Below are 23,174 nucleotides of genomic sequence, written 5' to 3'. Positions count from 1 at the left end.
CCGCCGCTCCTCCCGGGTGAGGTAGCGCACAGCGCGCCCCAAGCCGGGAGGCTACGATCTCCTTCGCCTGATCTCCGCAGATTTCGTCGGGATCAGGCGAGACCCTGCTCCGGTTGCGTCAAGGCGTCGCTCCGCATTGTCATATGTCATTATGATGATGTCACACGCGATACATCGAATCCCTGTAAATCCTGTTCCGAAAGATGTTGGGGGAACCAATGATCAAGAATTTCCTGCAAGAGCTGCGTACCCAGCGCTGGGATGACCATCGCTTCTACCATCACAGCCGGATCAACCAGAGCCTGCACTTCGTCAGCGCGCTGAGCTTCCTGTTCGCCTATGTGATGCTGTTCTTCGATCCGGTCGTGTCGGCGCTGGTCGGCTGGCTGGTCTCGATGACCTCGCGCCAGGCCGGTCACTTCTTCTTCGAGCCGAAGGGCTACGACCACGTCAACCAGGCGACCCATGAGCACAAGGAAGACATCAAGGTCGGCTACAATCTGCAGCGCAAGGTCGTGCTGATGGCGATCTGGGCGCTGTCGCCGATGGTGCTGTACTTCGATCCGACGCTGTTCGGCCTGTTCAAGCCCTGGGTCACGATGGGCGACTTCACCCGCCAGGTGGCCAAGATCTGGCTCGTGGTCGGCATCGGCGGCCTCTTGTTCCGCACCATCCATTTGTTCTTCATCCGCGACGTCGAGACCGGCCTCGTCTGGATGACCAAGATCGTCACCGACCCGTTCAACGACCTGAAGCTCTATCACAAGGCGCCGCTGTTCCTGATGAAGGGCGAACTGATCGATCCGGGTCTCGAGAAGCACGTCAAGCACGCCTGATCGGTTGCCCTCAGAGTCTTCAAGCTGCGTCATGCCCGGGCTTGTCCCGGGCATCTACGTCTTAGGATTACGGCGGATCATCACTTGAGCGCCTTCGACCGCGCGTACACGTCACCTCGCCCCGCTTGCGGGGAGAGGTCGGATCGCGCCAGCGATCCGGGTGAGGGGGGCTCACCACGAGTCCGTCCATTTCCGATTTTATGGATGCAGCCCCTCACCCCAACCCTCTCCGCGCAAGGGCGGGGCGAGGGAGCAGGGGGGCCGCGCGTTGCCTCAGCGCCTGAACTTCACGGTGACGACCTAAACGCCGTCATTCCGGGGCGATCGCGCCAGCGAGCGAACCCGGAATCTCGAGATTCCGGGTTCGATGCTGTGCATCGCCCCGGAATGACGGTGTGCTCAGCGGCCGAACCTCACGGCGACCATCTCCTTCAGGATCTGCCGCTTGATGTTCTTGTTGGTGAGGCCGGCCTTGTGCCACCACCAGCCGTCGCGCTTCATCTTCTCGGCTGCGGCGACGAAGCGGTCGCTGACCTCGGCGAAGTCGGCGTCGGTGTAGTTCAGGGTGAAGATCAGGCGGCCGGTGCCGACCCAGCTCAGCGCCAGGCCCTCGGCCCGCAGATAGTATTGCAGCATCCAGTTGTAGCGGGACGGCTCGGTGTAATAGACGGTCCAGATCGACGAGATGTTGCCGACGCGAACCGGCAAGCCTTGCGCGGCGAGGCGGTCGTTGAGCGCCTTGGCACGGCCGTTCCAGGTCTCGTCCAGCCCGTTGTAGATCGAGCGGAAGTTCGGGCTGGCGAGCCGGCTCAGGAACTCGTCCATCGCCGTCATCACATAGGGATGCGAGTTGAAGGTACCGCGGGCGAAGCAGATGTCGGCCGGGCGGTCGTCGCGGAAGCGCCGCATCAAATCCTTGCGGCCGCACACCACGCCGACCGGAAGCCCGCCGGCCAGGCTCTTGCCGTAGGTCGCCATGTCGGCCTTGACGCCGAAATATTCCTGGGCGCCGCCGGCGGCGAGGCGGAAGCCGACGAACACCTCGTCGAAGATCAGGACGATGCCGCGTTCGGTGCACACCTCGCGCAGCTTCTTCAGCCATTCGGTGTAGGCGGCGCGGTCGTATTTGGAGGAACGCGAGGAGTCGACCAGCGCGGAATCGCCGGGTGCGTTGGAATTGGGATGCAGCGCCTGCAGCGGGTTGACCAGCACACAGGCGATGTCGCTGCGCGTCCGCAGCACGTGCAGCGTCTTCTCCGACATGTCGGCGAGCGTGAAGGTCTCGTGCGGCGACACCGGGTTGCCGACGCCGGGCTGCACGTCGCCCCACCAGCCGTGATAGGCGCCGGCGAAGCGCACGAGGCGCTTCCGCTTGGTGTGGTAGCGCGCGAGCCGCACCGCCTGCATCACGGCCTCGGTGCCGGACATATGGAACGAGACCTCGTCGAGGCCGGACAGCTCGCAGAGCCGCTTGACGTTGTCGGCAATGACCGGGTGATAGGGGCCCAGCACGGGGCCGAGCGCGTGGGCGCGCTTCTCACCCTCGGCGATGCACTCCTTGTAGAAGTCGTTGCCGAAGATGTTGACGCCGTAGGAGCCGGTCAGGTCGTAGAAGACATTGCCGTCGACGTCGGTGACGGTGACGCCGCTGGAGGCCTCGACGAAGGCCGAGGTGCCGAGATGCTCGCGCACCAGGCGGCTGTACTGGAACGGCACGCGGTAGGTTTCGGTGAACTGCAGGTCGGAGATGCGCTCCGTCACCTCGGCGGTCAACGCGCGGCCCTTGGGGTAGCGATCCCCGTAGAGGCCGGCGAGGCGGAAGAAGCCGTCCTGGCGCTGCATCGCGACGTCCTTCGGCGCGCCGTCGGAGCGGAAGAAATCGTCGATGTCGAATTCGTAGTGCGGGACCATGCGCGCGACCATCTTGGACATCTTGGAATGTCCGGTCAGCGAGCGGTGTTTGGCGCGCGACAGCGCGATGCGGGCCTGAATTTTGGGGAAAGCTGCGGCGGCGCCGGCAAGCGCGGCGGCGGACAGCGAGAGAATCGGAAGGGATGTTTCCATGACAGAAGCGCTAGCCTCAGCACCTAACAGATTCATGACAGTCAAGGGCCTGATCTCGGCATTCACCCAGCAGGAAGACCTCAATTTCCTGCTCACCAACCGGATTCCGCGGGCCGCGCTGACCCGCTTCATGGGCTGGTTCTCCAAGGTCGAGAACCCCCTGGTGCGCGACGCCTCGATCGCCTGCTGGAAGCTGTTCTCCGACCTCGATCTGTCGGAGGCCAAGAAGACCGAGTTCAGGAGCCTGCACGATTGCTTCACCCGCGAGCTCAAGCCCGGCCTGCGTCCGGCCGCTGCCGATCCTGCCATCATCGCGAGCCCGTCGGATGCGATCATCGGCGCGCATGGGCGGATCGAGGACGGGCAATTGTTCCAGGTCAAGGGCGCGCCCTATTCGCTGCTCGATCTGGTCGGCGATCCGGCGCTCGTGGAGCAGCACCGGAACGGCCGCTTCGTCACGCTGCGGCTGACCTCGAGCATGTACCACCGTTTCCACGCGCCCTATGATCTTGCCATCGACAAGGTGACGTTCATTCATGGCGACGTCTGGAACGTCAATCCGATCGCGCTGAAGCGGATCGAGCGGCTGTTCTGCAAGAACGAGCGCGCGGTGCTGCGCGCCAAGCTGCCAACCGGCGAGGCACTGACGCTGGTTCCGGTCGCGGCGATCCTTGTCGCCAGCCTCCGCCTGCATTTCCTCGATATCACGCTGAACGCGCAGTCGCGGGGCCTAGTGGATTTTTCCTGTAACGCGCATGTGAAGAAGGGCGATGAACTCGGCTGGTTCGAACACGGCTCGACGATCATCGTGCTGGCGCCCGGCAATTTCGAATTCTGCGACAACGTCGCGGAGGGAACGCGGATCAAATGCGGCGAGCCGCTGCTGCGGAAGCCTTTATAGCCTTGTTTCCATAGCGCTCATCGTTTGAGCATGAAAACCGGTTTCCACTTTTTCCGATCATGCTTTAGAGTAGCCGGGATCGTCGTGCGACGATCCTAAATCGCAAACCTGATGGACACGAGATGGCGCGGACGCCTGTTCTGGCGGCGGGAGGCATTGTGCTGCGGCGGGACGCACCGCAGCGCTTCGCCGTGGTGCGGCTGCGCAAGCGCAATGAATGGGTGTTGCCGAAAGGCAAGCTCGACGACGGCGAGACGCCGCGCGCCGCTGCCGAGCGCGAGGTGCTCGAGGAAACCGGCCATGACGTCGACGTGCACGAATTCCTCGGCACGCTGGTCTATGATTCAGGCGGCCGATCCAAGGTGGTGCATTACTGGCGCATGGATGCCGGCGGCAAGCCGGTGCGGGCGCTGATGAGCGACATCCGCGAGGTGGACTGGCTGCCGCTCGATGCGGCACTCGAGCGTCTGTCGCGCGGCTACGAGCGCGCGTTCCTGGAAAATGTCGGACCGATCGCGTTGCAGGCCGCGGCGCTCACCGAGCGCGAGCGGCGCGCGCGGGCGAGAGCCGTGGCCGCAGAGCGCCGGCGGATTCGCGAAGCCGCAGTGCCACAGGTCATCGACGAGCAGGAGGTCACCGACGCGCCTGATGTTGCCGATGCGGCTGCGCCGGCGGAGACGCCGGCCATCGATCAGCCGCCACTCGCGCAAAGCGAGCCCGATCCGCCGGCCATGGCGCCGCAAGACGTTCCGGTGGCCGAACCCGATGCAACTGCCGAGACCGAGCGGGGCGCCGAGACGGTCATCCCTGACCAAGCGCCGCCATTCGTGCACGAGGTCGTGCCGGCCGGCGCGGCACCTCAGCCCACGCCGCGCAAGAATCTGATCGAACGCGTGCGCGACTGGCTGCGCCGCGCGGCGTGATCACCCGCACATCTGACGTCGTGCCGTTGGCTGCCAGGCGTCAATGTCACGCTGCAAGGCAAGACACTCGGCAAGACGCTTGGGCGAGCCCAGGTCACGGGCCAGAAGCTGTGCCGCATGAACTTCGGCCATGGCGCCGCGAACATCTCCATGCTCCAGCTGGAGGCTGGAGATCTGAAGCCGCAGCCGCACGATCTGGACCCGCCCCTCGATGCTGGACCACAGCTGGCGGGCGAGATGGAGATGCCGCATGGCTGTTTCATGGTCCTGCCGGGAAAGCGCGAGGATCGCCTGTGCTTCGTTGGTGAGTGCGCGGATCGAGGGCATCGGCCAGCGATCCGGACTTCCCGACAGTTCGCAGATCAATGCCTTCGCTCGAACGGTCCGATGCGTGTGCGCGGCAACCAGCGCCAGATGCGCGAGCAGGATTCCGCGTCGCTGCAGCGTCCACCAGGTCTTGCCGATCAGGCTCCGCTCGAGGCTTGCATAGGCGGCCTCCGCTTCCCCTCTTGCGAGCAGCAGCATGGCGCGGCCCGGCTCCGGACACCAGCCCAGCGTGTAAGCCCTGTCATAGGCTTCGAGCGCTGCGTCGTCATTGCCGATCGCCGCCTGAATATCGCCCAGCACCCGGTTGGCATCGCCAAGAGACCAGGGCGCATCGCTGGTCAGGCGTCCGAGCGCGTCCTGAATGCGCGACAGCGCTTCGTCGAGCGAGCCTCTGATGCCGAGCACCTCGGAGCGGTGCAGCTGGCACGAGCCCGTCAATTCCATGCCGCTGCCCGAGCAAAAGTTCTGGTAGCTCCGCGTCCACTGGTCGGCGCGTGCCCAATCTCCGAACATCCGGGCCGCCCAGAGGATGTTGCAATAGAGGTTGCCGCCCATGATCGGGTCCAGATTGTTGCTGGACAGGGCAACTGCGGCGGCATGGTCCTGATCGGACAGTCCTCCGTGTGTGTCGCCGAGGCACAGCCGATAGAAGCCGCGATAGGCCAGGCTCAGCGCTTCGATATTGATCGCATCCTTGTATCTGACGGCGGTGTAGGCAGCGTCGGCCAACGCGAGTGCCTGTTCCGGCTCGCCATCGAAAGCAGCCAGTTTCGACTTCATCCATAACACCAGGGCCGTCGTCGGAGGATCGTCGAGCGTTGAAGCCCAATCTTCCGCCCGCGCGAGCCAGCCCTTTCCGATCGCGGCCTGGCCGCTTTCGAAATGCAAGGCCGAGAGCGCTATTGCGTCGACCGTGGCGCCAGCAGCGTCACCGGCCTGGCTGCGTGCGGCGACCGCGCGAACCAGAATCGGAATCGCTGCCGTGGCCCTGCCGAGGCACTGCAGGGCAAGCGCCCAATCGTGCAGATCTTCAGCGTTGAGCTGGCCGCTTTCATCCGCGCTCGCGAACAGGGTCGCTGCCTGCAACCACAATTGTCCGGCCGCTGCGCGTCGGGCGAGACCGATTGCACCGACGGTGCCATCGACTTGCTTGGGGTCGATGCGTTCCGGCTGCCGGATCCCGGACTCGAGGAAGAAGCGATAGCCTTTGCCCGGCAGATTTCGGATCGCGCCGTCCATGCCGCCGTTGCGCAGCGCGGCGCGCAACGCACTCACCGCCCGCTGCAGCGAGTTGTCTGTGACCGTCACATCCGGCCAGACGGCTTCGAGGAGTTCTTCCTTGGGGATGACCCGGTCGCGGTGTCGAACCAGATAGATCAGCAGATCGAACACACGCGGCTGCAATGGGATCTCTTGGCGCGCGCACAGCAACACGCGTCCAGCTTCATCAAGCTCGAACAGTCCAAATGAGAATGCCATGTGTATGAGTGCGGGCTCGGCGGAAAAGGTTCAGGCAAGGATCAGACAAAGATCAGGCAATGATCAGTCCGCGGTAAGGACAGTCGGCATCGACAGCGCCTATAGCTGATCATGGCTCGCCATGAGCGCCTGCCGTTCAATAATTGCAACCGAGGAGATTTCGATGGAACTCTATGTCATTCGCCGTCCGAGCGCCTGGGCGAACATGAGCGAGCTGGAACTCGCCGGCGCAACGTCCGCCAGGATCGGCGACGAGCAGATGCCGGACCGTGTCCGCTGGATCCGCAGCTATGTGGTGCACGAGGCGGATGGTCGCATCGGCACATTCTGCATATACGAGGCGCGTGACGGTGACTCGATCCGGGAGCATGCGCGCTGCGTCGGCATGCCGGGCGAGGAATTCTACAAGGTCGCGGCAACCGTGGTGGTGCGTGGTGATCCGGTCCAACCGCCCATTGCAGCCGAATGACGCCTGCGCGGCGTCGCATGGCGTATCCCGACCAAACCTGATCCGGAGCGCCATCACACTTCGATCAAGGAAACAATTATGTCGATTTCATTCATGGAATCCATTTCAAGTCCGGTACGAAGGCATTTTTCCTTCCTGCTTTTGCGGATCCGCCGGATCGTCAATCAATCGGTCGCAGGCATGCTCGCCCATCGCGAGCGGCAGGCCAGTCGCCTGATGCCGCGCGAGGCCGGCGGCCAGTCGAAGGGCGCCGGGAACCGCTGCTCACGGCAGATCGGGCGAAGCGCGCTGCTCGGGCTGGTGATCGCGGGTTTGTCCTCGCCCGTGTTCACCCGAGCGGAGGAACCTGTCGTTCTGGAGCATCGTGCAGCTCCGGCGCAGCAGGCCGCCTCGACGCAGCGTAGCAGCCACGGCTGCAGGCATCGCTCGGACTGGAGCATAGTTGCCGCATCGACCATCCCGGTCCTGCTCGACCGCGCACATAGCGCGCAGCACATTTGAAGTCATTGCACTGCTCGACGCCGTTTTTTGGCGCAACCCGCGGACTTTCGGCGAAGCCGGCGGCCTCGCCGCGAGCCGCATCACATTTTCAAAGGAGATGCACATGAACGTTCAGACCGAAATGCCGACTGTCGATCTCGCCGCCGTCAAGGCGCGCCAGCAAGCCACCTGGAGCTCGGGCGACTACGCGATCGTCGGCACCACGCTCCAGATCGTCGGCGAGATGCTCTGCGAGGCAGTCGACCTGCGCAGCAATCAGATGGTGCTCGACGTCGCCGCCGGCAACGGCAATGCGACGCTGGCTGCGGCGCGGCGCTTTGCCGACGTGGTCTCGACCGACTACGTCGCGGCGTTGCTCGAGCGCGGCCGCGAGCGGGCGGCGGCGGAGCGTCTGCCCATCACGTTCCAGGAAGCGGACGCGGAGAAGCTGCCGTTTGCCGATGCCAGCTTCGATGTCGTGCTGTCGACCTTCGGGGTCATGTTCACCGCCGACCAGCAGCAGGCGGCGAATGAACTGCGCCGCGTCTGCCGCATCGGCGGCAAGATCGGCCTCGCAAGCTGGACGCCGGAAGGTTTCATCGGCCAGCTGTTCAAGACCATCGGGAAGTATGTGCCGCCGGCGCCGGGCGTGAAGTCTCCCGCGCTGTGGGGCACCGAGGCGCATCTCGGCGCCTTGTTCGGCCCGCAGGCGACGCTCGATGCCAGGCGCAGGCACTTCAATTTCCGTTACAGGTCGCGCGAGCATTTCCTCGAGATCTTCCGCACCTATTACGGGCCCGTGCTGAAGGCGTTCGGGGCGATCGATCCGGTCAAGCAGCAATTGCTCGCCGCCGACATGTTCAGCCTGATGGACCAGTTCAATATCGCCAGGGACGGCACGCTGGTGATCCCGAGCGAATATCTGGAGGCCGTGATCACCAGGCGCGGCTGACCTGCCGCTCGGCATTGGTCGATCTGTGCATGGCGCCGGCGTAACTCGCCGACGCCATTCGCTCGTTTGATCGACATTGCTGTGATCTCAGTTACTGGCGCTTGTCCCTGGGTGGAGCCTTCGCGCCGCGCGGCGGAGGCGGCGCGCGCCGTTGCTGGAAGCTTGGCCGCGCCTGCACCGCGGGCCGTTGTATGCCCGGTGCGGCTTGCTGGATGCCGGGTCGGATCTGGCCGGGCGCCTGCGGCACGGGCTGCGCGGTGCCTTGTCGCGGCGCGCCCGATTGACCCGGCTGGGCCGCTGGTGGTCCTGGCTGGCGCACGCCGCCCGGCGCCTGGGTGCGGCCGGGCTGCAGACCGCCTTGACGTGCCGGCGATTGTTGTCCGCCGGGTTGCGTCGTGCCGCCTTGGCGCGCGGGCTCTTGCGTGGGGGCTTGGCGCGTTGGCTGTTGTCCCGCCGGCTGTTGTCCGGCTGGCGTCTGGACGCCGGGCGCGTACGGCAGCGTCGCGCCGCCGGGTTGGCCGGGCAGCGCATGCTGTGCGCCGCCTTGCTGCTGCGTGCCGGGCCGCTGCTGCGAACCTTGCCGGCCAGGCGTGCCCGGTTGCTGGCCGGGACGGTTCGGCTGACCGGGCTGCTGCATCTGGCCCGGACGGTTTTGCTGACCCGGCTGCTGCGGCGTGTTGCGGTTCTGGCCCGGCAGGCCGTTCTGCCGCTGCGGGTTCGGCTGCACCGGCTGGCCGCGGTTCGGATAGGGCGCGGCCGGATTGGCCCTGCGGAAATCGGGATTGGCGCGGCGGAAGTCGCGCTGCTCGGTCACGACCTGGCGGCCCAGCGTCTGCGCGCTATGGACCTGGCGCACAAAGCCCTGGTCGCGCGTGATCTGTTGCGGCGAGATCGTCAGCGGCACCGCGGCGAAGCGGGCACCGCCGGTGCCCGGACGAATCGCAAAGCCGCTGGCGCCGCGCGTCAGCACGCCGAGCGAGGCACCGCTGCGGTCGTTGACCTCGATGCGGCCGACATGTCCGTCGGCGTCGGGATAGAGCTTGATGCCGACATTCCTGCTGGTCGCGGTGGCGCCTTCGGGCACCTCGACGAGGCCGGTGGTGCCGCGGATGCCGAGCGTCGCGGTCGGGGTCGAGATCTTCATGTCGCCGGTCTTGGCGACCGCGGCGGCAACGAAGGCCGCCGTTCCCTTGGTGACGTTGAACAGCGCACTGTTCTGCTGGCCGCCGTCCTCATAGACATAATTGTCGATCGTGATCCTGGCATTGGCGCGCAGGTTGAAGGTGGTGCCGTCGTTGAAGGTGATGCCGAGCGAGGAGGTCCCTGATGTCGCGACCTCGTCATTGGCAAAGATGTCGTCGCGGATCTGCAGCGGCGTCGCGGTGCTGTTGCGCGTGACGGTCGCGGTTCCTGTCAGTGTTGCCACATTGCCGATCGGCTCGGGCGCCGCGGGCTGCGCGCTCGCGGCCGGCGCCGGCGTTGCAGGCGCGGGTGTTGCAGGAGCGGGCGTAGCCGGCGTCGCACTCGGCGCCGGGGCGGGCGCCTGTGCAGGCTGCGCCTGTGCAAGCCGCGTCAAGTCCGGCGCGGCATTGGCCGTTGATTGCCAACCGATCGTGACGCCGGCGCCAAGCAGAAGCGCAAAGAGAAAGCTGCGGCGCATCGCCATCGATTCCCGGGGGAGGCAGTGGGGACGGCAATTGAGCCGCGTCAGGCTGAATGCCGGATGAACGGTCGTGCCTTGTTGTCATGGCGGACCGAAACGATCAAGCACCGCGCTCCGTTGCCGGAAGCGCGGTGCCTGGTCGCTGTTGGGGTTTTGCTTAGCCGCGCTTGTGAGGAGTGATATTGAGCGGTTTCGCCGGCTTGGCCGCGGGCGCATAATTCGCAGGTTGCGCAGCCGCCGGCGGCACGTAGTGGAACACCGCCTTGCAGCCGTCGCTGAGCAGCGCGCGCTGACGGATCATGCAGGCGGTGACGCGATCGACGTCGGGAATTTCGGAGCTGCACAGCCGCATGGCGTCGCTGGTGCACATCTGCTGCTGCTCGTCGGTGTAGGCATAGGACGCCGAGGTCAGCAGACCGAGCGTGAACGCGGTTGCCGCCAGCAGTTTGCCGTGACGAAGCGCGGAAGCGGTGAAAGCCATCATGTCCCCCTTGTGATCGCGCCGAAGCAGCGCGTTGTCGAACCGATCACTAGGCAGGCTTGGTTTCGCCAATTCTTCGTTGTCACGGCAAAATGGTTTCGTCGCGCGGGCCGTTTGTTTCGTCGACCACACCCCGGTCGGGGGCTACGGCGCCGCTGGCGCCGGTGCCCCTTCGAGCGCGAGCACGGCCTCGCGCTGCGTCTCCGGCATGGCGCGGATGCGGCGCCTTGCGGTGAGGCGGAGCGCGGCAAAGCCGCCGAGGAACACCACGATCTTGCTCACGATGCCGAAGATCGGCATCACGACGGCCCATGTCGTGATCTCGCAGGTCAGCGCGACGATGGCGTTCACCGCGGCGGAGATGAACATCAGGGCGGCCCAAGCATAGCCGACCTTGACGGCGACATCGGGCACGACTTTCTGTGCGATCTCGGGCAGGTAGCGGTTGAGCCAGCCGGGTTTGAGCATCACGACGCCGACGATGGCGTAGATCACGCTCGGCTTGAACAGCACGAAGCGCGGGTCGTGGGTCAGCAGCGTGGCGGAGCCGGCGGCGACGACCAGGAACAGGCTCAGCCATTCCATGGTGTCGATCCGTTTGCCGCGCACCATCTGGACGCCGATCTGCACGACGCCGAATGCGATGCCGAGGCTGACCGCGAGCGCGGTGTTGTGCGTCAGCAGGAACAGAACAAGAAAGACAAGCGTCGAGGCGAGATCGAGGGCCAACAGCCTGGCCGCGGTGAGGAAATGCTTCATTGGTCGCTGGTCGCCCGCAGGTTCAATTCATTTTCGACAATGCGGCTCTTATAGCGGGTCCGGCGACGCACATGAAGCGACCGCCGGGCAGATATAAGCCGTTACCTGAAGGGCGACTCGCTAAACTCGCCCCGCCGTTGCACGGCGCAGCGCTGCACGCGCATCGCATTCGAGCCCCTCATCGCGATCATCGAGCTGTAGTTGTGGCGGAGTGAACGCAAAACAGCAAAGCGCCGGCGGGGGCGGCCGCCGGGCGCTGAACTCATGCCTGTCGAATGTCCTAGAACACGCCGAGAATAATGGCGCCGACGAAGGCTAACGCGATGTACGCGGCCACAATGCTCAGCTTGCTCAGCAGAGGACTCGCGAAATCCATTGGGGAAACTCCCTCGGTTCACACAACGCTGCCCGCATTAACGTCAAAGCTAGCAAGGGGTTCCAGGCCGAAAAAGGCAGTCTTGTTGTCAGGCTCGCTGTTCGCGGCAATGCCGCATTGCGATGCGCGGCTCAAATAGCCGCCGAATCAAGGCGTTGACGCGTCGCAAATATATTCGGCGGCGGCGCCGGTTCCAGGCGCCGATAGCAGTACCCGCTTGGATGTCCGTCGGTTGCTCTCGCCCCTGTGTCGTTGCGCCGCAAGGCGGCATCGTCATTTGTTGTGCGCCTGTCACAAACCATACCCAGATTGCCGCCCGCAATGACCGGGGCTCTACCCCGGTAATAAGTACTTGGGGGCGTTACGTGAAATCTGGGTTTCTGAGCCGCGCAAGCCGGCTTGCGCTGGCTATTTCTGCGACTTCGTTGGGGTTCTCCTGTCCGGCACTGGCCGCAAGCTTCAGCACTCCTCCCAACAGCACGACGGCGCAGACCGTCTCCAACAATGATACCGGCTCGGTCGCCGCCGGCAGCAGCCTGTCGGTGACGGGCACCGCGATCACCTGGATCACCGGCCTGTCGTCGCCCGGCGTCGTCATCACCAACAACGGCACCATCTCGGCGACCTCGCGCGGCATCGACACCTCGAGCAGCGCCATCAGCGGCAATCTCACGCTGATCAACAATTCCGGCGCGCTCTTCACCGCGTCCAATGATGCATTCCGGATCAATGGCGGCCTGAGCAGCGGGTCGGTCACCGTCGACAATGCGGGCACCATCCAGTCGACGGGCAACGGCCGCGTCTTCGACTTCGTCAACGCGACGTCGAACACCACCGTGTTCTCGATCACCAACCAGAGCGGCGGCATCATCAAGTCATCAGGCAGCGACGTGATGCGGATCGGCGGCGGAACCACCACGATCACCAATTCCGGCATGATCGACGCGACCAATACGGCAGGTTCTCGCGCGATCCGCGCCACCACCAATCTCAACAACGTGATCTCGCTGTCGGTCGTCAACAATGCGGGCGCGACGATCCAGTCGGCCGACGACGCCATCCAGATCAACGGCGCGTCGGGCAGCAACAGCACGACCGCGGCCAGGTTCTCGGTCGACAAGCCGGCACCATCAAATCGGCGACCGGGCAGGCGATCGACTTCGACAATCTCGTCTCGACCGCCGCGAGCGTTCACATCACAAACCGCGCGACCGGCCTGATCACTGCGGCCAATGCGGACGCGATCCGTCCCGGCGAAAACTTCACGATCGACAATTACGGCCAGATCATCGCCAATGGCACGATCGATCCCGCAACCGGCCGGCCCAGCGCCGATGCGATCGATCTTCAGGGCGGCCACAACGGCACCGTCAACAACTATGCCGGCGGCCTGATCTCGGGTGCCAAGAACGGCACCGCCGGCGACGCCGGCACCATCACGGTCAACAATTTTGCCGGCGCAACCATCATCGGCCGCAACGGTGCGGGCGTCGGCGGCGGCAACGCCATCGTCACCAACTACGGCACCATCACCGGGGCGATCGATGGCGTCTCGACGCGCAGCGATGGCGACGGCATCGATATCGACAATGTCCTGACGCTGACCAATTACGGCATCGTCCAGGGCACCGGCGCAACCGGCGCCGATGACGGCGGCCGCTTCAACAACAGCGAGGGCCTTGCGATCGGCGGCGGCACCATCCGCAACTACGGCACCATCAGCGGTGCCGCGGCGGGCATCGTCGTCAACAACGATTCAAATCCGGACCATTCGCGCAGCGGATCGGCGGCGCTCGACTTGATCAACTATGCCGGCGCCACCATCGTCGGCAACAACAGCTATGCGATCCGCTCCGAGAACAAGACCGGCAATGCCGCCGTCGACAACGACAGGATCGTCAACTACGGCACCATCATCGGCAACGGCACGATTCCCGATCCCAATGGCGTTACGCTGCTGCAGAACGGCACGCCCGATACCGGCTCGGTCGGTACGCTGAACGGCGTGACCTATACCGGTACCGGCTCGACCCGCTTCATCCGCGGCGACGGCGCAGCGATCCAGACCGGCGAGGGCGCCGACGTGCTGTCGAACTACGGCACCATCATCGGCAATACCGGCCGCGCGATCAGCATGGAAGGCGGCGACGACACGCTCAATCTCTATGGCGGCTCGACCATCACCGGCCGGATGGATGGCGGCGTCGGCACCGACACGCTCAACCTGTTCGGGCCAGGCTCGGGCACGCTCTCGAACGTGATCAATTTCGAGGTGCTCAACGTGCAGGGCGGCGTCTGGACCGTGACCGACGCGCAGAGCTACCAGGCCGGTGCCACCATCGGCGCCGGTGCGAAGCTGCTGGTCAATGGCTCGCTTGGCAATGCCGTGACCGTCAATGCCGGCGGCACGCTCGGCGGCAATGGCAGCGTCGGCAATGTCCTGGTCAATGGCGGCACGCTGTCGCCGGGCAATTCGATCGGCACGCTCACGGTGCAGGGCAGCCTGACCTTCACCGCCGCATCGACCTATCTGGTCGAAGTGTCGGCCGCGGCGTCCGATCGCACCAACGTGACAGGTGCGGCAACGCTCGGCGGCGCCACGGTCAACGCGTCCTTCACCGGCACCACGTTCCAGAAGCAGTACACCATCCTCAACGCGGCCGGCGGTGTCAGCGGCAGCTTTGCCGGGCCGGTCAACAGCAATTTGCCATCGAACTTCATCTCCAGCCTGAGCTATGACGCCAACAGCGTCTATCTCAATCTGGCGCTGAATTTTGCCGCAACCGCCAGGCTCAGCAGCAATCAGGCCGCGGTCGGCCATGCGATCAGCAGCGCCTTCAACGGCACGGGCAGCATTTCCGCCGCGTTCGGCGCGCTGACGCCGGCCGGGCTGATGCAGGCGTCGGGCGAATTCGGCACCGGCTCGCAGCAGACCACTTTCGACGCCATGAACATGTTCCTCGGCGTCATGACGGATCCCTTCACCGAAGGGCGCGGCGGCGTGCCTGCAAATAGCGGCGCGTCGCAATTCGCTGATGACACCATGAGCTACGCGTCGACCGGCATGTCGCGAGCGAATGGCGCGCGCGATGCCTATGCCGCGATCTATCGCAAGGCGCCGCCGCCCCCGCCGCAGACGTTCGAGCAGCGCTGGAGCGTCTGGGCGGCGGGCTTCGGCGGCGGGCAGAGCACCGATGGCGGCACTACCGCCGGATCGAATTCGACGACGAGCCGCATTTTCGGTGTCGCCGTCGGCGCCGACTACCGGATCTCGCCCGACACGATTGCGGGCTTTGCGCTCGCCGGCGGCGGCACCAATTTCACCGTGGCCAACGCACTCGGCGGCGGACGCTCCGACCTGTTCCAGGCCGGCGCCTTCATCCGTCATGGATTCGGGCCGGCCTATCTGCTGGGCGCGCTGGCCTATGGCTGGCAGGACGTCACCACTGATCGCACGGTGACGATCGCCGGCATCGACCGGCTGCGCGCGCAATTCAACGCCAATGCGCTGTCGGGCCGGATCGAAGGCGGCTATCGCTTCATCACGCCGTGGTCACTGGCGCTGACGCCCTATGCCGCCGGACAGTTCACGACCTACGATCTGCCGTCCTATGCCGAGCAGGTGCTGTCGGGATCGAGCGCGTTCGCGGTGGCCTATGGCGCCAAGACCGTCACCGCCACGCGCAGCGAACTCGGCGTCCGCAGCGATCGCTCGATCGCGTTGCAGGATGGCATTCTCAGCCTGCGCGGCCGGCTCGCCTGGGCGCACGACTACAACACCGATCGCAGCGTTGCCGCGACATTCCAGACGCTGCCGGGCGCGTCCTTCGTGGTCAACGGTGCGGCGCCTGCGAGCGACGCGGTGCTCACCACCGCGAGCGCGGCGATGAACTGGACCAGCGGTCGGTCGGCGGCGCTCACCTTCGAGGGCGAGTTCTCCGACGTCACGTCGTCCTATGGCGGCAAGGGTGTCGTTCGCTACACGTGGTGATGACATCATCTCGGCAGGGCGCGTGTTGCCCTGCCGGGTTCCGCTGCATGGTTAAGGACAGCTGAAAACAACGCATCGAAATGCGTTGAAGAGTCTTTAATCAAATTCGCAGAACCTCCGCGCCATGACGCGTGGAGTTCGTTTGTATCTCGTCGGCTCCCTTGTCCTTGTGTCGCTTGCTGGTTGCGGTCGCGGTCTGTTTCAGACCGCCGAGCGCGAACCGTGGCGGGCCGAGGCCGAGGCCGCATGCCTGAAGTCGGGCGCGGTCAAGGAGAGCGCCGACCTCGTCCGCATCGATCCGATCTCCGGTCCCGGCGTCTGCGGCGCCGAGTTCCCGCTCAAGGTCGCCGCGCTCGGTGAAGCCAGTTCGGCTTACGGATTTGCCGACGACAGCCTGCGCCCGCCGGCATCGGTCGGCAACCAGCCGCGCTGGCCGATCAACCGCCAGCCGCCTCCGCCGCCCGCGCAGGCGCCGTATTCCAATCAGGCCGTCGGCCAGCCGAGCTATGGCAACGAGCCGGGCTATGGCAGCCGTCAGAATGGACCGGTCTCGCTGTCGGCGCCCGGCGTTCCGCCGCAGCAGGACGAGATCGATTTGCCGCCGGAAGGCTCGCCCGACGCCAGGGGCGAGCGACCTTATTATCCCGGCCTGCCATCCAATCCGCAGCGCGACAGCGCGGCCGCGCCCTATTCACCGGCACCGTATTCCCAGCAGCCGCCCGGCGCGCCACCGCCGCCGCGGCTCGGTCCCTCGAGCGGCAATCCGGTGGTGACGGTCGGCCCGGTCGCAGTGAAGCCGGCGGCAACGCTGGCGTGCCCGATCGTCTCGGTGCTCGAGCGCTGGCTCGCCGATTCCGTACAGCCGGCGGCGCAGCGCTGGTTCGGCGCGCGTGTCGTCGAGATCAAGCAGATCTCGGCCTATTCCTGCCGCGGCATGAACGGCAATTCGCACGCGCATATTTCCGAGCACGCCTTCGGCAATGCGCTCGACATCGCAGCCTTCACGCTGGCTGACGGTCGCCGCATCACCGTGAAGGATGGCTGGAAAGGCCTGCCGGAGGAGCAGGGCTTTCTGCGCGATGTCCAGGCCGCCGCCTGCCAGCAATTCACCACGGTGCTGGCGCCGGGGTCCAACGTCTATCACTACGACCACATCCATGTGGATCTGATGCGCCGGGCCAGCCGGCGTCTGATCTGCCAGCCCGCCGCCGTCTCGGGCGAGGAGGTCGCGGCGCGTGCCGGCGGCCGTAACCCCTATGCAACGCGCGAACCTTATGTCACAGGATCGCTCGGCGGCAGAAAGCCGGCCCCGCGGGGTAAGGCGGGGATCAACGAAGAAGACGAATTCGCCGACGAATAGGGACGCGTCTGATACCCGTATTTTTACTGGGTGACACCGTGCAAACGGTAGCCACTTTTATGCTGCATATGCTTCGGAGCCGGGCGCACCCGGCTGATTTCTGGGGGATAGCTTTGCAAGACGCGCCGATCATTCTCGTCATCGAAGACGATCGTGATCTTCAGATGATGGTAGAGGACGCCCTGAGGGACGGCGGCTATGAGCCGGCGATCGCGGGCTCGGGCGAGGAAGCGTTGACGCTGCTGAAGGCGTTCCGCACCAAATACTCAGCACTGGTCACCGACATCCGCCTGCTCGGACGGCTCGACGGCTGGCGCGTGGCGCGCGGCGCCCGCGAGATCGACCCGTCATTCCCGGTGCTCTACATCACCGGCGGCGGCGGCGACGAGTGGCCGACCCGGGGCGTGCCGGACAGCGTGCTGCTGAACAAGCCGTTCTCGCCCGACGAACTGGTCGCGGCCGTGGCCAAGCTGCTCAAGAACGGCGCGCCGGCCTGAGCGACTGATCGTTCCTGCGATTTGACGATGCGCACGTTGTGCGGGCAAAACGTGCCGGCATGAATGATTTCGCACAGTCGATCACGGCGGCGGCATCGCTGATAGCCGGTCGCGATCCGGTCCTGCTTGGGATCGTCGCATTGTCGTTGCGCGTCAGCCTGCTGGCGAGCCTGCTCGCGCTTCTGATCGGCGCGCCGATCGGCGGCTGGCTTGCGATATCGAGGTTTCGCGGACGGCAGGTGGTGATCGTGCTCGCCAATGCCTGTCTCGGCCTGCCGCCGGTCGTGGTCGGCCTCGGGCTTTATCTGCTGCTGTCGCGATCCGGACCGCTGGGCTTCGCCGGGCTGCTGTTCACGCCGACGGCGATGGTGGTGGCGCAGGTCATCCTGGCGACGCCGATCGTGGTTGCGCTGGTGCATCGTCCGGTCGCGCTGCTGTGGGCGGAATATGCCGATTTGATCCGCACCGACGGCCTGTCCCGCCTGCGCAGCCTTGCGCTGGTGTTCTCGCTCGGCCGCGCCTCGCTGCTCACCGCGTTCCTCGCCGCGTTCGGCCGCGCCATCGCGGAGGTCGGCGCCATCATCATCGTGGGCGGCAATATCAGCGGCTATACGCGAACGATGACGACCGCGATTGCGCTCGAGACCAGCAAGGGCGAGCTGGCGCTCGGTCTCGGGCTCGGCGTCATCCTGCTTGCGCTGAGCGTCAGCGTCAGCACGATCGCGTTTCTGCTAGTGCGCGGCGTTGGGGAAAAATAGCTGCTCGCCACCGACCTTGTAGCCGGCGATGGCCGACTGCCCGGCCTGCGAGACCAGCCAGTCGATGAAGGCCTCGCCGTCCGCGGCCTTCACCGTCGGATGTTTCGCCGGATTGACCGGCATCACGCCGTACTGGTTGAACAGCCGCCGGTCGCCTTCGGTCAGCACGGCGAGCTCGCCGCGGTTCTTGAACGACAGCCAGGTGCCGCGGTCGGACAGCACATAGGCATTCGACGCGGATGCCATGTTGAGCGCCGGACCCATGCCCTGGCCGATCTCGCGATACCACTGGCCCTTCGCTGAGCCGAGATCGACGCCAGCCGCCTTCCAGAGCCGCAGCTCGGCCTCGTGCGTGCCGGAGTGGTCGCCGCGCGAGATGAAGGCCGAACTGGTCGCAGCGATCTTGCGCAGGGCATCCGCGACATCCTTGTCGCCGGCGATATGCGCCGGATCGGCCTTCGGGCCGACGATGACGAAATCGTTGTACATCACGTCATATCGTTTGGTCGCAAAGCCCTCGGCCAGGAATTTCTCTTCGGCCACGCGATCATGCACGAACACGACATCGGCATCGCCGCGCCGTCCGATGTCGAGCGCCTGTCCGGTGCCGACCGCGACCACCTTCACGGCAATGCCCGAGGTCTCCGAGAACCGCGGCAGCAGATAGCCGAACAGGCCGGACTGTTCGGTCGATGTCGTCGAGGCGACGGTGATGGACCGGGTCTGCGCGAGCGCGGGACCGGCGAACAGCATCACGGCGGCGATGACAAGGTGTCGAAGGAGGGATGTCATGTGAATACTGCGTACCGGAGAACGATGTCGGTCACCATGCCGCATTTCGTCCGGTGACGCAAAGCAGGCGCGATGTCGCGCGCTGCGGTCGGCGGTGGTAGGGTCGCCTCGAACGAAGCAATAAGAAGGGATATCAGGTCATGGCTTTGGAGAAGGTCGCGCTCGTTACCGCGGGCGGCAGCGGCATGGGAGCGGCGGCGGCGCGGCGCCTCGCGGCCGATGGTTTCCGCGTTGCGATCCTGTCGTCGTCGGGCAAGGGCGAGGCGCTGGCAAAGGAGCTCGGCGGCCTCGGCTTCACCGGCTCGAACCGTTCCAACGATGATCTGAAACGCGCCGTCGACGGCGTGGTGGAGCGTTGGGGCCGCATCGATGCGCTGGTCAACAGCGCCGGCCACGGCCCGCGCGCGGGTGTGCTCGAACTGACCGACGAGCAGTGGCACACCGGTCTCGACGTCTACCTGATGAACGTGATCCGCCCGACGCGTCTCGTCGCGCCTCACATGCAGGCGCAGAAGTCGGGCGCGATCGTCAACATCTCCACCGCCTGGGCGTTCGAGCCGAGCGCGATGTTTCCGACCTCGGCGGTGTTCCGCGCCGGGCTCGCCGCGTTCACCAAACTGTTCACCGACAGCTACGCCGCCAGCAATGTGCGCATGAACAACGTGCTGCCAGGCTGGATCGACAGCCTCCCGGCAACCGACGAGCGCCGCGACAGCGTGCCGATGAAGCGCTACGGCAAGGCGGAGGAGATCGCCGCAACCATCAGCTTCCTCGTCTCCGACGGCGCGGGCTACATCACCGGCCAGAACATCCGCGTCGACGGCGGATTGATGCGGTCGATTTGAGGCAACTGCTAAACCCGTCATCCCCAGGGCCTGACTCATAGACAGACTCTGAGGAGCAAGTGAGCTTGTGATTCACAAGCGGCACCAAATATTCGGTGTCGTCCCGGCGAAAGCCGGGACCCATAACCACCGATGGTCATCGTTGCGCGTCGATGGAACGACGAGTCCCGTCCCAACATCCGCCGCGGAGTATGGGTCCCGGCTTCGCCGGGACGACATCAAAGTGTGCGGCGCCGTTCGTACCCGTTGCGTCGCCACAACTTACGTCACCAGTTGCGTCTACGCGCTGCGCGGCGCGCTCCAGGCCGCGGGCGTCACAATTGCGGCGACCTCTGATTGCGTTTGTCGTGATGACAAACTGAAGGCGCAGGGCTAGCCTTCCGTCAAATCAAAACATACGGAGGAATGGCATGCCAGACGCAGCAGTTGCAGCACGCGCTTCAGACTCCACGCAGAGCGGAACCACGCAGCAGGTCGACGTTGCGGTGGTCGGCGCCGGCTTCGCCGGACTTTACCTGTTGCATCGGTTGCGCAAGGCGGGCTTCTCGGCGGTCGCGCTCGAGGAGGGCGCCGATGTCGGCGGCACCTGGTACTGGAATCGTTATCCCGGCGCGCGCTGCGACATCCAGACCATCGACTACAGCTACACTTTCGATCCCGAGCTCGATCAGGCCTGGACCTGGTCGGAGAAATACGCGACCCAGCCGGAAATCCTGCGCTATCTCCGCTTCGTCGCCGACCGTTACGATCTGCGTCGCGACATCAGGTTCGGCACCAAGGTCACGCAGGCGACCTGGAATGATGCGACCTCGCGCTGGCAGATCTCGACCAACAACGGCGCCGACGTCTCGTGCCGCTACTACATCATGGCGACCGGCTGCCTGTCGTCGCCGAAGCCCCCGGAGATCGACGGCGTCAAGGACTTCAAGGGCGAGATCTATTTCACCGGCCGCTGGCCGCATCAGGGCGTCGATCTCAAGGGCAAGCGCGTTGCCGTGATCGGCACCGGATCGTCGGGCATTCAGTCCATACCGATCATCGCCGAGCAGGCCGCGCAGCTCACCGTGTTCCAGCGCACCCCGAACTTCGCGCTGCCCGCGGGCAACGGCCCAGCGCCCGAGGATCGCAAGACCTATTTCGAGAGCGACCGTGCTGCCTATCGCGACCAGGCGCGCTGGTCGATGGCCGGCGTGCCCTATCCGCAGCAGACCGTGGTGAGCTGGCAACTGAGCGACGCCGAGCGCCGCGAGCGGTTCGAGAAGGCGTGGGCGGCGGGCGACCTCGTCCATATCCTGACCCAGCTCTGGGCCGACCAGGCGGTCGATGTCGACGGCAACAGACTGGTCGCCGACCTGATCCGCGAGAAGATCGGCGCCGTGGTCAAGGATCCGGAGACGGCGGCGGCGCTGGCCCCGCACGATCATCCGTTCGGTGCCAAACGTCCCTGCCTCGATACCAATTACTACGCGACCTACAACCGTCCCAACGTGACGCTGGTGAATCTGCGGCAGGAGCCGATTAAGGGGATCACCGCCAGCGGCATCTTCACCAACGGACGCAAGTTCGACGTCGACGTCATCGTGTTCGCCACCGGCTTCGACGCGATGACCGGGGCGATCATGGCGGTGCATCCGATCTCCGGCCGTGGCGGCAAGTCGCTGTCGGATGTCTGGGCGCACGGACCGCAGACCTATCTCGGCGTCACCGTCGCGGGCTTTCCCAATCTGTTCATGATCACCGGTCCCGGCAGCCCGTCGGTGCTGTCGAACATGGCTGTCTCGATCGAGCAGCACGTCGATTGGGTGGTGGAGCGGATCGCCGCGCTGCGCGACGCCGGCTTCACCACGATGGAAGCGACCGAGACCGCGCAGGCCGGCTGGGAACGGCACATGGCCGATTGCGCGACGCTGACGCTGCACCGGCTCGCCAACACCTGGTACACGGGCGCCAACGTGCCCGGCAAGCCGCAAGGCGTGATGCCTTATACGGGCGGCGTCGGTCCGTATCGCAGCATCTGCAACGAGGTGGTCGGCCGCGGCATGCTCGGCTTCAAGCTCTCGGGTCCCGGCGTTGCCGAGCAATGCAATGACGGCGAGATCGTGCGCCTGCAGCCGGATGTGCGGCTGGTGCTGAACCTGCTCGGCGAAATGAACCTGCCGCCGCTCGAGACGATGGGGGCGCAGGGCGCGCGCGACTTCCTCACCGAATTCAACAAGGGGCGTCCCTTTGGCCGCCCGGTCGGCGAGGTCGGCAGCGGCATGCTGCAGGGCGCGGACGGTCCGCTGCCGTACAAGCTGTACCGGCCCGGCGACGCCGGGGCCGCATCCGATCGTGGTGTATTTCCACGGCGGCGGCTGGGTGCTCGGCGACGAGATGTCGGACGATCCGTTCTGCCGCGACCTGTGCCGGCGCACCGGCATGATCATCGTCAGTGTCGGCTATCGCCATGCGCCCGAGCATCGCTTCCCGGCCGCGGCCGAGGACGGTTTTGCGGCGACGCGCTGGATCGCGGCCCATAGCGCCGAGCTCGGCGGCAGGGCAGGGCCGCTGCTGGTCGCGGGCTGGAGCGCCGGCGGCAACATCGCGGCCGTCACGTGCCAGCTCGCGCGCGATCGCGGCGGGCCCGAGATCGCGGGCCAGCTCCTGATCTGTCCGGTCACCGATTCCACATTCGACCGGCCGTCCTATGTCGACAACGCGACCGGCTATTTCCTGACCCGCGGGCTGATGTACTGGTTCTGGGACCTGTACTGCTCGCCGGCCGACCGCACCGACCCGCGCGTCGCGCCGCTGCGCGGCAAGCTCGAAGGCCTGCCGCCGACGTTCATCGCGACCAGCGAGTTCGATCCGTTGCGCGACGAGGGCATCGCCTATGGCGACGCGCTCGCCAAGGCCGGCGTCAAGGTCGAGCAGCTCAAGGCGCAGGGCCACTTCCACTCGTCGTTCGTGATGGTCGACGTCATCATCACCGGCGTTGCCGGCCGCGTGAAGATGGCGAAGGCGCTGCGGCGCTTCGCCGGCCTGCCCGAGGAGGTCGAGCAGGACAACGTCGCTACGCCGGAGGTCAACGCGGCGGCGAACTAGCTCGGGTTTGAATTGCAGCCGCGCTCCCTCTCCCGCTTGCGGGCACTTGCGGGGGAGGCGCGTTGCGAAAATATCGAAAACAACCCCATGCAAAGGAGCCGGCGGTGGCAGGCGTTCGACCTAGCCACTTGACACGT

The 23,174-nt window shown here is 65.6% G+C and carries 18 protein-coding genes and 1 pseudogene; 12 read left to right on the top strand and 7 right to left on the bottom strand.

Annotation, left to right across the window (positions count from 1 at the left end; all coding sequences use genetic code 11):
• Positions 1 to 218 precede the first annotated feature (218 nt).
• Positions 219 to 836: a hypothetical protein gene (locus ACVMIH_RS17105; protein WP_057014961.1), complete on the top strand. Its 618-nt coding sequence runs from the start codon at positions 219 to 221 to the stop codon at positions 834 to 836.
• Between the two features lie 399 nt (positions 837 to 1,235).
• Here ACVMIH_RS17105 and ACVMIH_RS17100 read toward each other — a convergent pair whose 3' ends face one another.
• Positions 1,236 to 2,900, bottom strand: a complete 1,665-nt coding sequence (locus ACVMIH_RS17100; RefSeq protein WP_456782107.1) for an aminotransferase class III-fold pyridoxal phosphate-dependent enzyme — start codon at positions 2,898 to 2,900, stop codon at positions 1,236 to 1,238.
• A 34-nt stretch (positions 2,901 to 2,934) separates the two neighbouring features.
• On the opposite strand from ACVMIH_RS17100, the gene asd reads away from it, so the two are divergent.
• A complete protein-coding gene (gene asd / locus ACVMIH_RS17095; RefSeq protein WP_316393686.1) occupies positions 2,935 to 3,801 on the top strand; it encodes an archaetidylserine decarboxylase in 867 nt (288 codons plus the stop codon).
• 122 nt (positions 3,802 to 3,923) lie between these two features.
• On the top strand, positions 3,924 to 4,724 hold the full coding sequence (locus tag ACVMIH_RS17090; RefSeq protein ID WP_456862586.1) for an NUDIX domain-containing protein: 801 nt from the start codon (positions 3,924 to 3,926) through the stop codon (positions 4,722 to 4,724).
• Here ACVMIH_RS17090 and ACVMIH_RS17085 read toward each other — a convergent pair whose 3' ends face one another.
• The gene (locus ACVMIH_RS17085; protein WP_456862583.1) at positions 4,725 to 6,530 is read right to left on the bottom strand and encodes a winged helix-turn-helix domain-containing protein; all 1,806 of its coding nucleotides are present in this window, start codon (positions 6,528 to 6,530) and stop codon (positions 4,725 to 4,727) included.
• Between the two features lie 163 nt (positions 6,531 to 6,693).
• On the opposite strand from ACVMIH_RS17085, the gene ACVMIH_RS17080 reads away from it, so the two are divergent.
• From ACVMIH_RS17080 to ACVMIH_RS17070, 3 genes are all read left to right on the top strand, one after another.
• On the top strand, positions 6,694 to 6,999 hold the full coding sequence (locus ACVMIH_RS17080) for a nickel-binding protein (RefSeq protein ID WP_028332582.1): 306 nt from the start codon (positions 6,694 to 6,696) through the stop codon (positions 6,997 to 6,999).
• 78 nt (positions 7,000 to 7,077) lie between these two features.
• Positions 7,078 to 7,500 carry a hypothetical protein gene (locus ACVMIH_RS17075; RefSeq protein WP_456862580.1) on the top strand — a complete coding sequence of 141 codons (423 nt, stop codon included), beginning with the start codon at positions 7,078 to 7,080 and terminating at the stop codon, positions 7,498 to 7,500.
• A gap of 103 nt (positions 7,501 to 7,603) precedes the next feature.
• Entirely contained in the window at positions 7,604 to 8,431 is an 828-nt protein-coding gene (locus ACVMIH_RS17070) for a class I SAM-dependent methyltransferase (protein WP_233475622.1), read from the top strand.
• A gap of 91 nt (positions 8,432 to 8,522) precedes the next feature.
• On the opposite strand, the gene ACVMIH_RS17065 is transcribed toward ACVMIH_RS17070, so the two are convergent.
• From ACVMIH_RS17065 to ACVMIH_RS17050, 4 genes are all read right to left on the bottom strand, one after another.
• Positions 8,523 to 10,097 (bottom strand): FecR domain-containing protein, encoded by a 1,575-nt coding sequence (locus ACVMIH_RS17065; RefSeq protein WP_456862577.1) that lies wholly within the window; start codon positions 10,095 to 10,097, stop codon positions 8,523 to 8,525.
• A gap of 154 nt (positions 10,098 to 10,251) precedes the next feature.
• Positions 10,252 to 10,578 carry a hypothetical protein gene (locus ACVMIH_RS17060; RefSeq protein ID WP_063790043.1) on the bottom strand — a complete coding sequence of 109 codons (327 nt, stop codon included), beginning with the start codon at positions 10,576 to 10,578 and terminating at the stop codon, positions 10,252 to 10,254.
• A gap of 141 nt (positions 10,579 to 10,719) precedes the next feature.
• Positions 10,720 to 11,334: an inner membrane-spanning protein YciB gene (locus ACVMIH_RS17055; protein WP_057014969.1), complete on the bottom strand. Its 615-nt coding sequence runs from the start codon at positions 11,332 to 11,334 to the stop codon at positions 10,720 to 10,722.
• A 737-nt stretch (positions 11,335 to 12,071) separates the two neighbouring features.
• Positions 12,072 to 13,070: a hypothetical protein gene (locus ACVMIH_RS17050; protein ID WP_456862574.1), complete on the bottom strand. Its 999-nt coding sequence runs from the start codon at positions 13,068 to 13,070 to the stop codon at positions 12,072 to 12,074.
• Positions 13,071 to 13,508: 438 nt separating this feature from the next.
• Here ACVMIH_RS17050 and ACVMIH_RS17045 point away from each other — a divergent pair, with 438 nt between their 5' ends.
• The 4 genes from ACVMIH_RS17045 (at position 13,509) to ACVMIH_RS17030 (ending at position 18,316) form a co-directional block, all read left to right on the top strand.
• On the top strand, positions 13,509 to 15,701 hold the full coding sequence (locus ACVMIH_RS17045) for an autotransporter outer membrane beta-barrel domain-containing protein (RefSeq protein WP_456862571.1): 2,193 nt from the start codon (positions 13,509 to 13,511) through the stop codon (positions 15,699 to 15,701).
• Positions 15,702 to 15,825: 124 nt separating this feature from the next.
• Complete coding sequence (locus tag ACVMIH_RS17040; RefSeq protein ID WP_076824094.1) at positions 15,826 to 17,061, top strand: extensin-like domain-containing protein; 1,236 nt, start codon at positions 15,826 to 15,828, stop codon at positions 17,059 to 17,061.
• 113 nt (positions 17,062 to 17,174) lie between these two features.
• Entirely contained in the window at positions 17,175 to 17,558 is a 384-nt protein-coding gene (locus ACVMIH_RS17035; RefSeq protein ID WP_050425581.1) for a response regulator, read from the top strand.
• Positions 17,559 to 17,617: 59 nt separating this feature from the next.
• Positions 17,618 to 18,316 carry an ABC transporter permease gene (locus ACVMIH_RS17030; RefSeq protein ID WP_016845814.1) on the top strand — a complete coding sequence of 233 codons (699 nt, stop codon included), beginning with the start codon at positions 17,618 to 17,620 and terminating at the stop codon, positions 18,314 to 18,316.
• Here the strand turns inward: ACVMIH_RS17030 and ACVMIH_RS17025 are convergent.
• Complete coding sequence (locus tag ACVMIH_RS17025) at positions 18,290 to 19,108, bottom strand: substrate-binding domain-containing protein (RefSeq protein ID WP_456862568.1); 819 nt, start codon at positions 19,106 to 19,108, stop codon at positions 18,290 to 18,292. The genes ACVMIH_RS17030 and ACVMIH_RS17025 overlap by 27 nt on opposite strands.
• A gap of 140 nt (positions 19,109 to 19,248) precedes the next feature.
• Between ACVMIH_RS17025 and ACVMIH_RS17020 the strand changes: the two genes are divergently transcribed.
• Positions 19,249 to 19,953: an SDR family oxidoreductase gene (locus tag ACVMIH_RS17020; protein WP_057014974.1), complete on the top strand. Its 705-nt coding sequence runs from the start codon at positions 19,249 to 19,251 to the stop codon at positions 19,951 to 19,953.
• 410 nt (positions 19,954 to 20,363) lie between these two features.
• Positions 20,364 to 23,037 (top strand): annotated as a pseudogene (locus ACVMIH_RS17015) (flavin-containing monooxygenase).
• Positions 23,038 to 23,174 lie beyond the last annotated feature (137 nt).

This window comes from Bradyrhizobium sp. USDA 4503, assembly GCF_054055815.1.
This window is presented reverse-complemented; position numbering and strand designations above follow the sequence as displayed.

Bases quoted from the DNA above. Each gene is read 5' to 3' on its own strand.
- ACVMIH_RS17080 (WP_028332582.1), top strand. From the start codon at position 6,694: ATGGAACTCTATGTCATTCGCCGTCCGAGCGCCTGGGCGAACATGAGC.
- ACVMIH_RS17075 (WP_456862580.1), top strand. From the start codon at position 7,078: ATGTCGATTTCATTCATGGAATCCATTTCAAGTCCGGTACGAAGGCAT.
- ACVMIH_RS17100 (WP_456782107.1), bottom strand. From the start codon at position 2,900: ATGGAAACATCCCTTCCGATTCTCTCGCTGTCCGCCGCCGCGCTTGCC.
- ACVMIH_RS17025 (WP_456862568.1), bottom strand. From the start codon at position 19,108: ATGACATCCCTCCTTCGACACCTTGTCATCGCCGCCGTGATGCTGTTC.
- ACVMIH_RS17065 (WP_456862577.1), bottom strand. From the start codon at position 10,097: ATGGCGATGCGCCGCAGCTTTCTCTTTGCGCTTCTGCTTGGCGCCGGC.
- ACVMIH_RS17085 (WP_456862583.1), bottom strand. From the start codon at position 6,530: ATGGCATTCTCATTTGGACTGTTCGAGCTTGATGAAGCTGGACGCGTG.
- ACVMIH_RS17040 (WP_076824094.1), top strand. From the start codon at position 15,826: ATGACGCGTGGAGTTCGTTTGTATCTCGTCGGCTCCCTTGTCCTTGTG.
- ACVMIH_RS17020 (WP_057014974.1), top strand. From the start codon at position 19,249: ATGGCTTTGGAGAAGGTCGCGCTCGTTACCGCGGGCGGCAGCGGCATG.
- ACVMIH_RS17055 (WP_057014969.1), bottom strand. From the start codon at position 11,334: ATGAAGCATTTCCTCACCGCGGCCAGGCTGTTGGCCCTCGATCTCGCC.
- asd (WP_316393686.1), top strand. From the start codon at position 2,935: ATGACAGTCAAGGGCCTGATCTCGGCATTCACCCAGCAGGAAGACCTC.
- ACVMIH_RS17070 (WP_233475622.1), top strand. From the start codon at position 7,604: ATGAACGTTCAGACCGAAATGCCGACTGTCGATCTCGCCGCCGTCAAG.
- ACVMIH_RS17060 (WP_063790043.1), bottom strand. From the start codon at position 10,578: ATGATGGCTTTCACCGCTTCCGCGCTTCGTCACGGCAAACTGCTGGCG.
- ACVMIH_RS17030 (WP_016845814.1), top strand. From the start codon at position 17,618: ATGAATGATTTCGCACAGTCGATCACGGCGGCGGCATCGCTGATAGCC.
- ACVMIH_RS17105 (WP_057014961.1), top strand. From the start codon at position 219: ATGATCAAGAATTTCCTGCAAGAGCTGCGTACCCAGCGCTGGGATGAC.
- ACVMIH_RS17090 (WP_456862586.1), top strand. From the start codon at position 3,924: ATGGCGCGGACGCCTGTTCTGGCGGCGGGAGGCATTGTGCTGCGGCGG.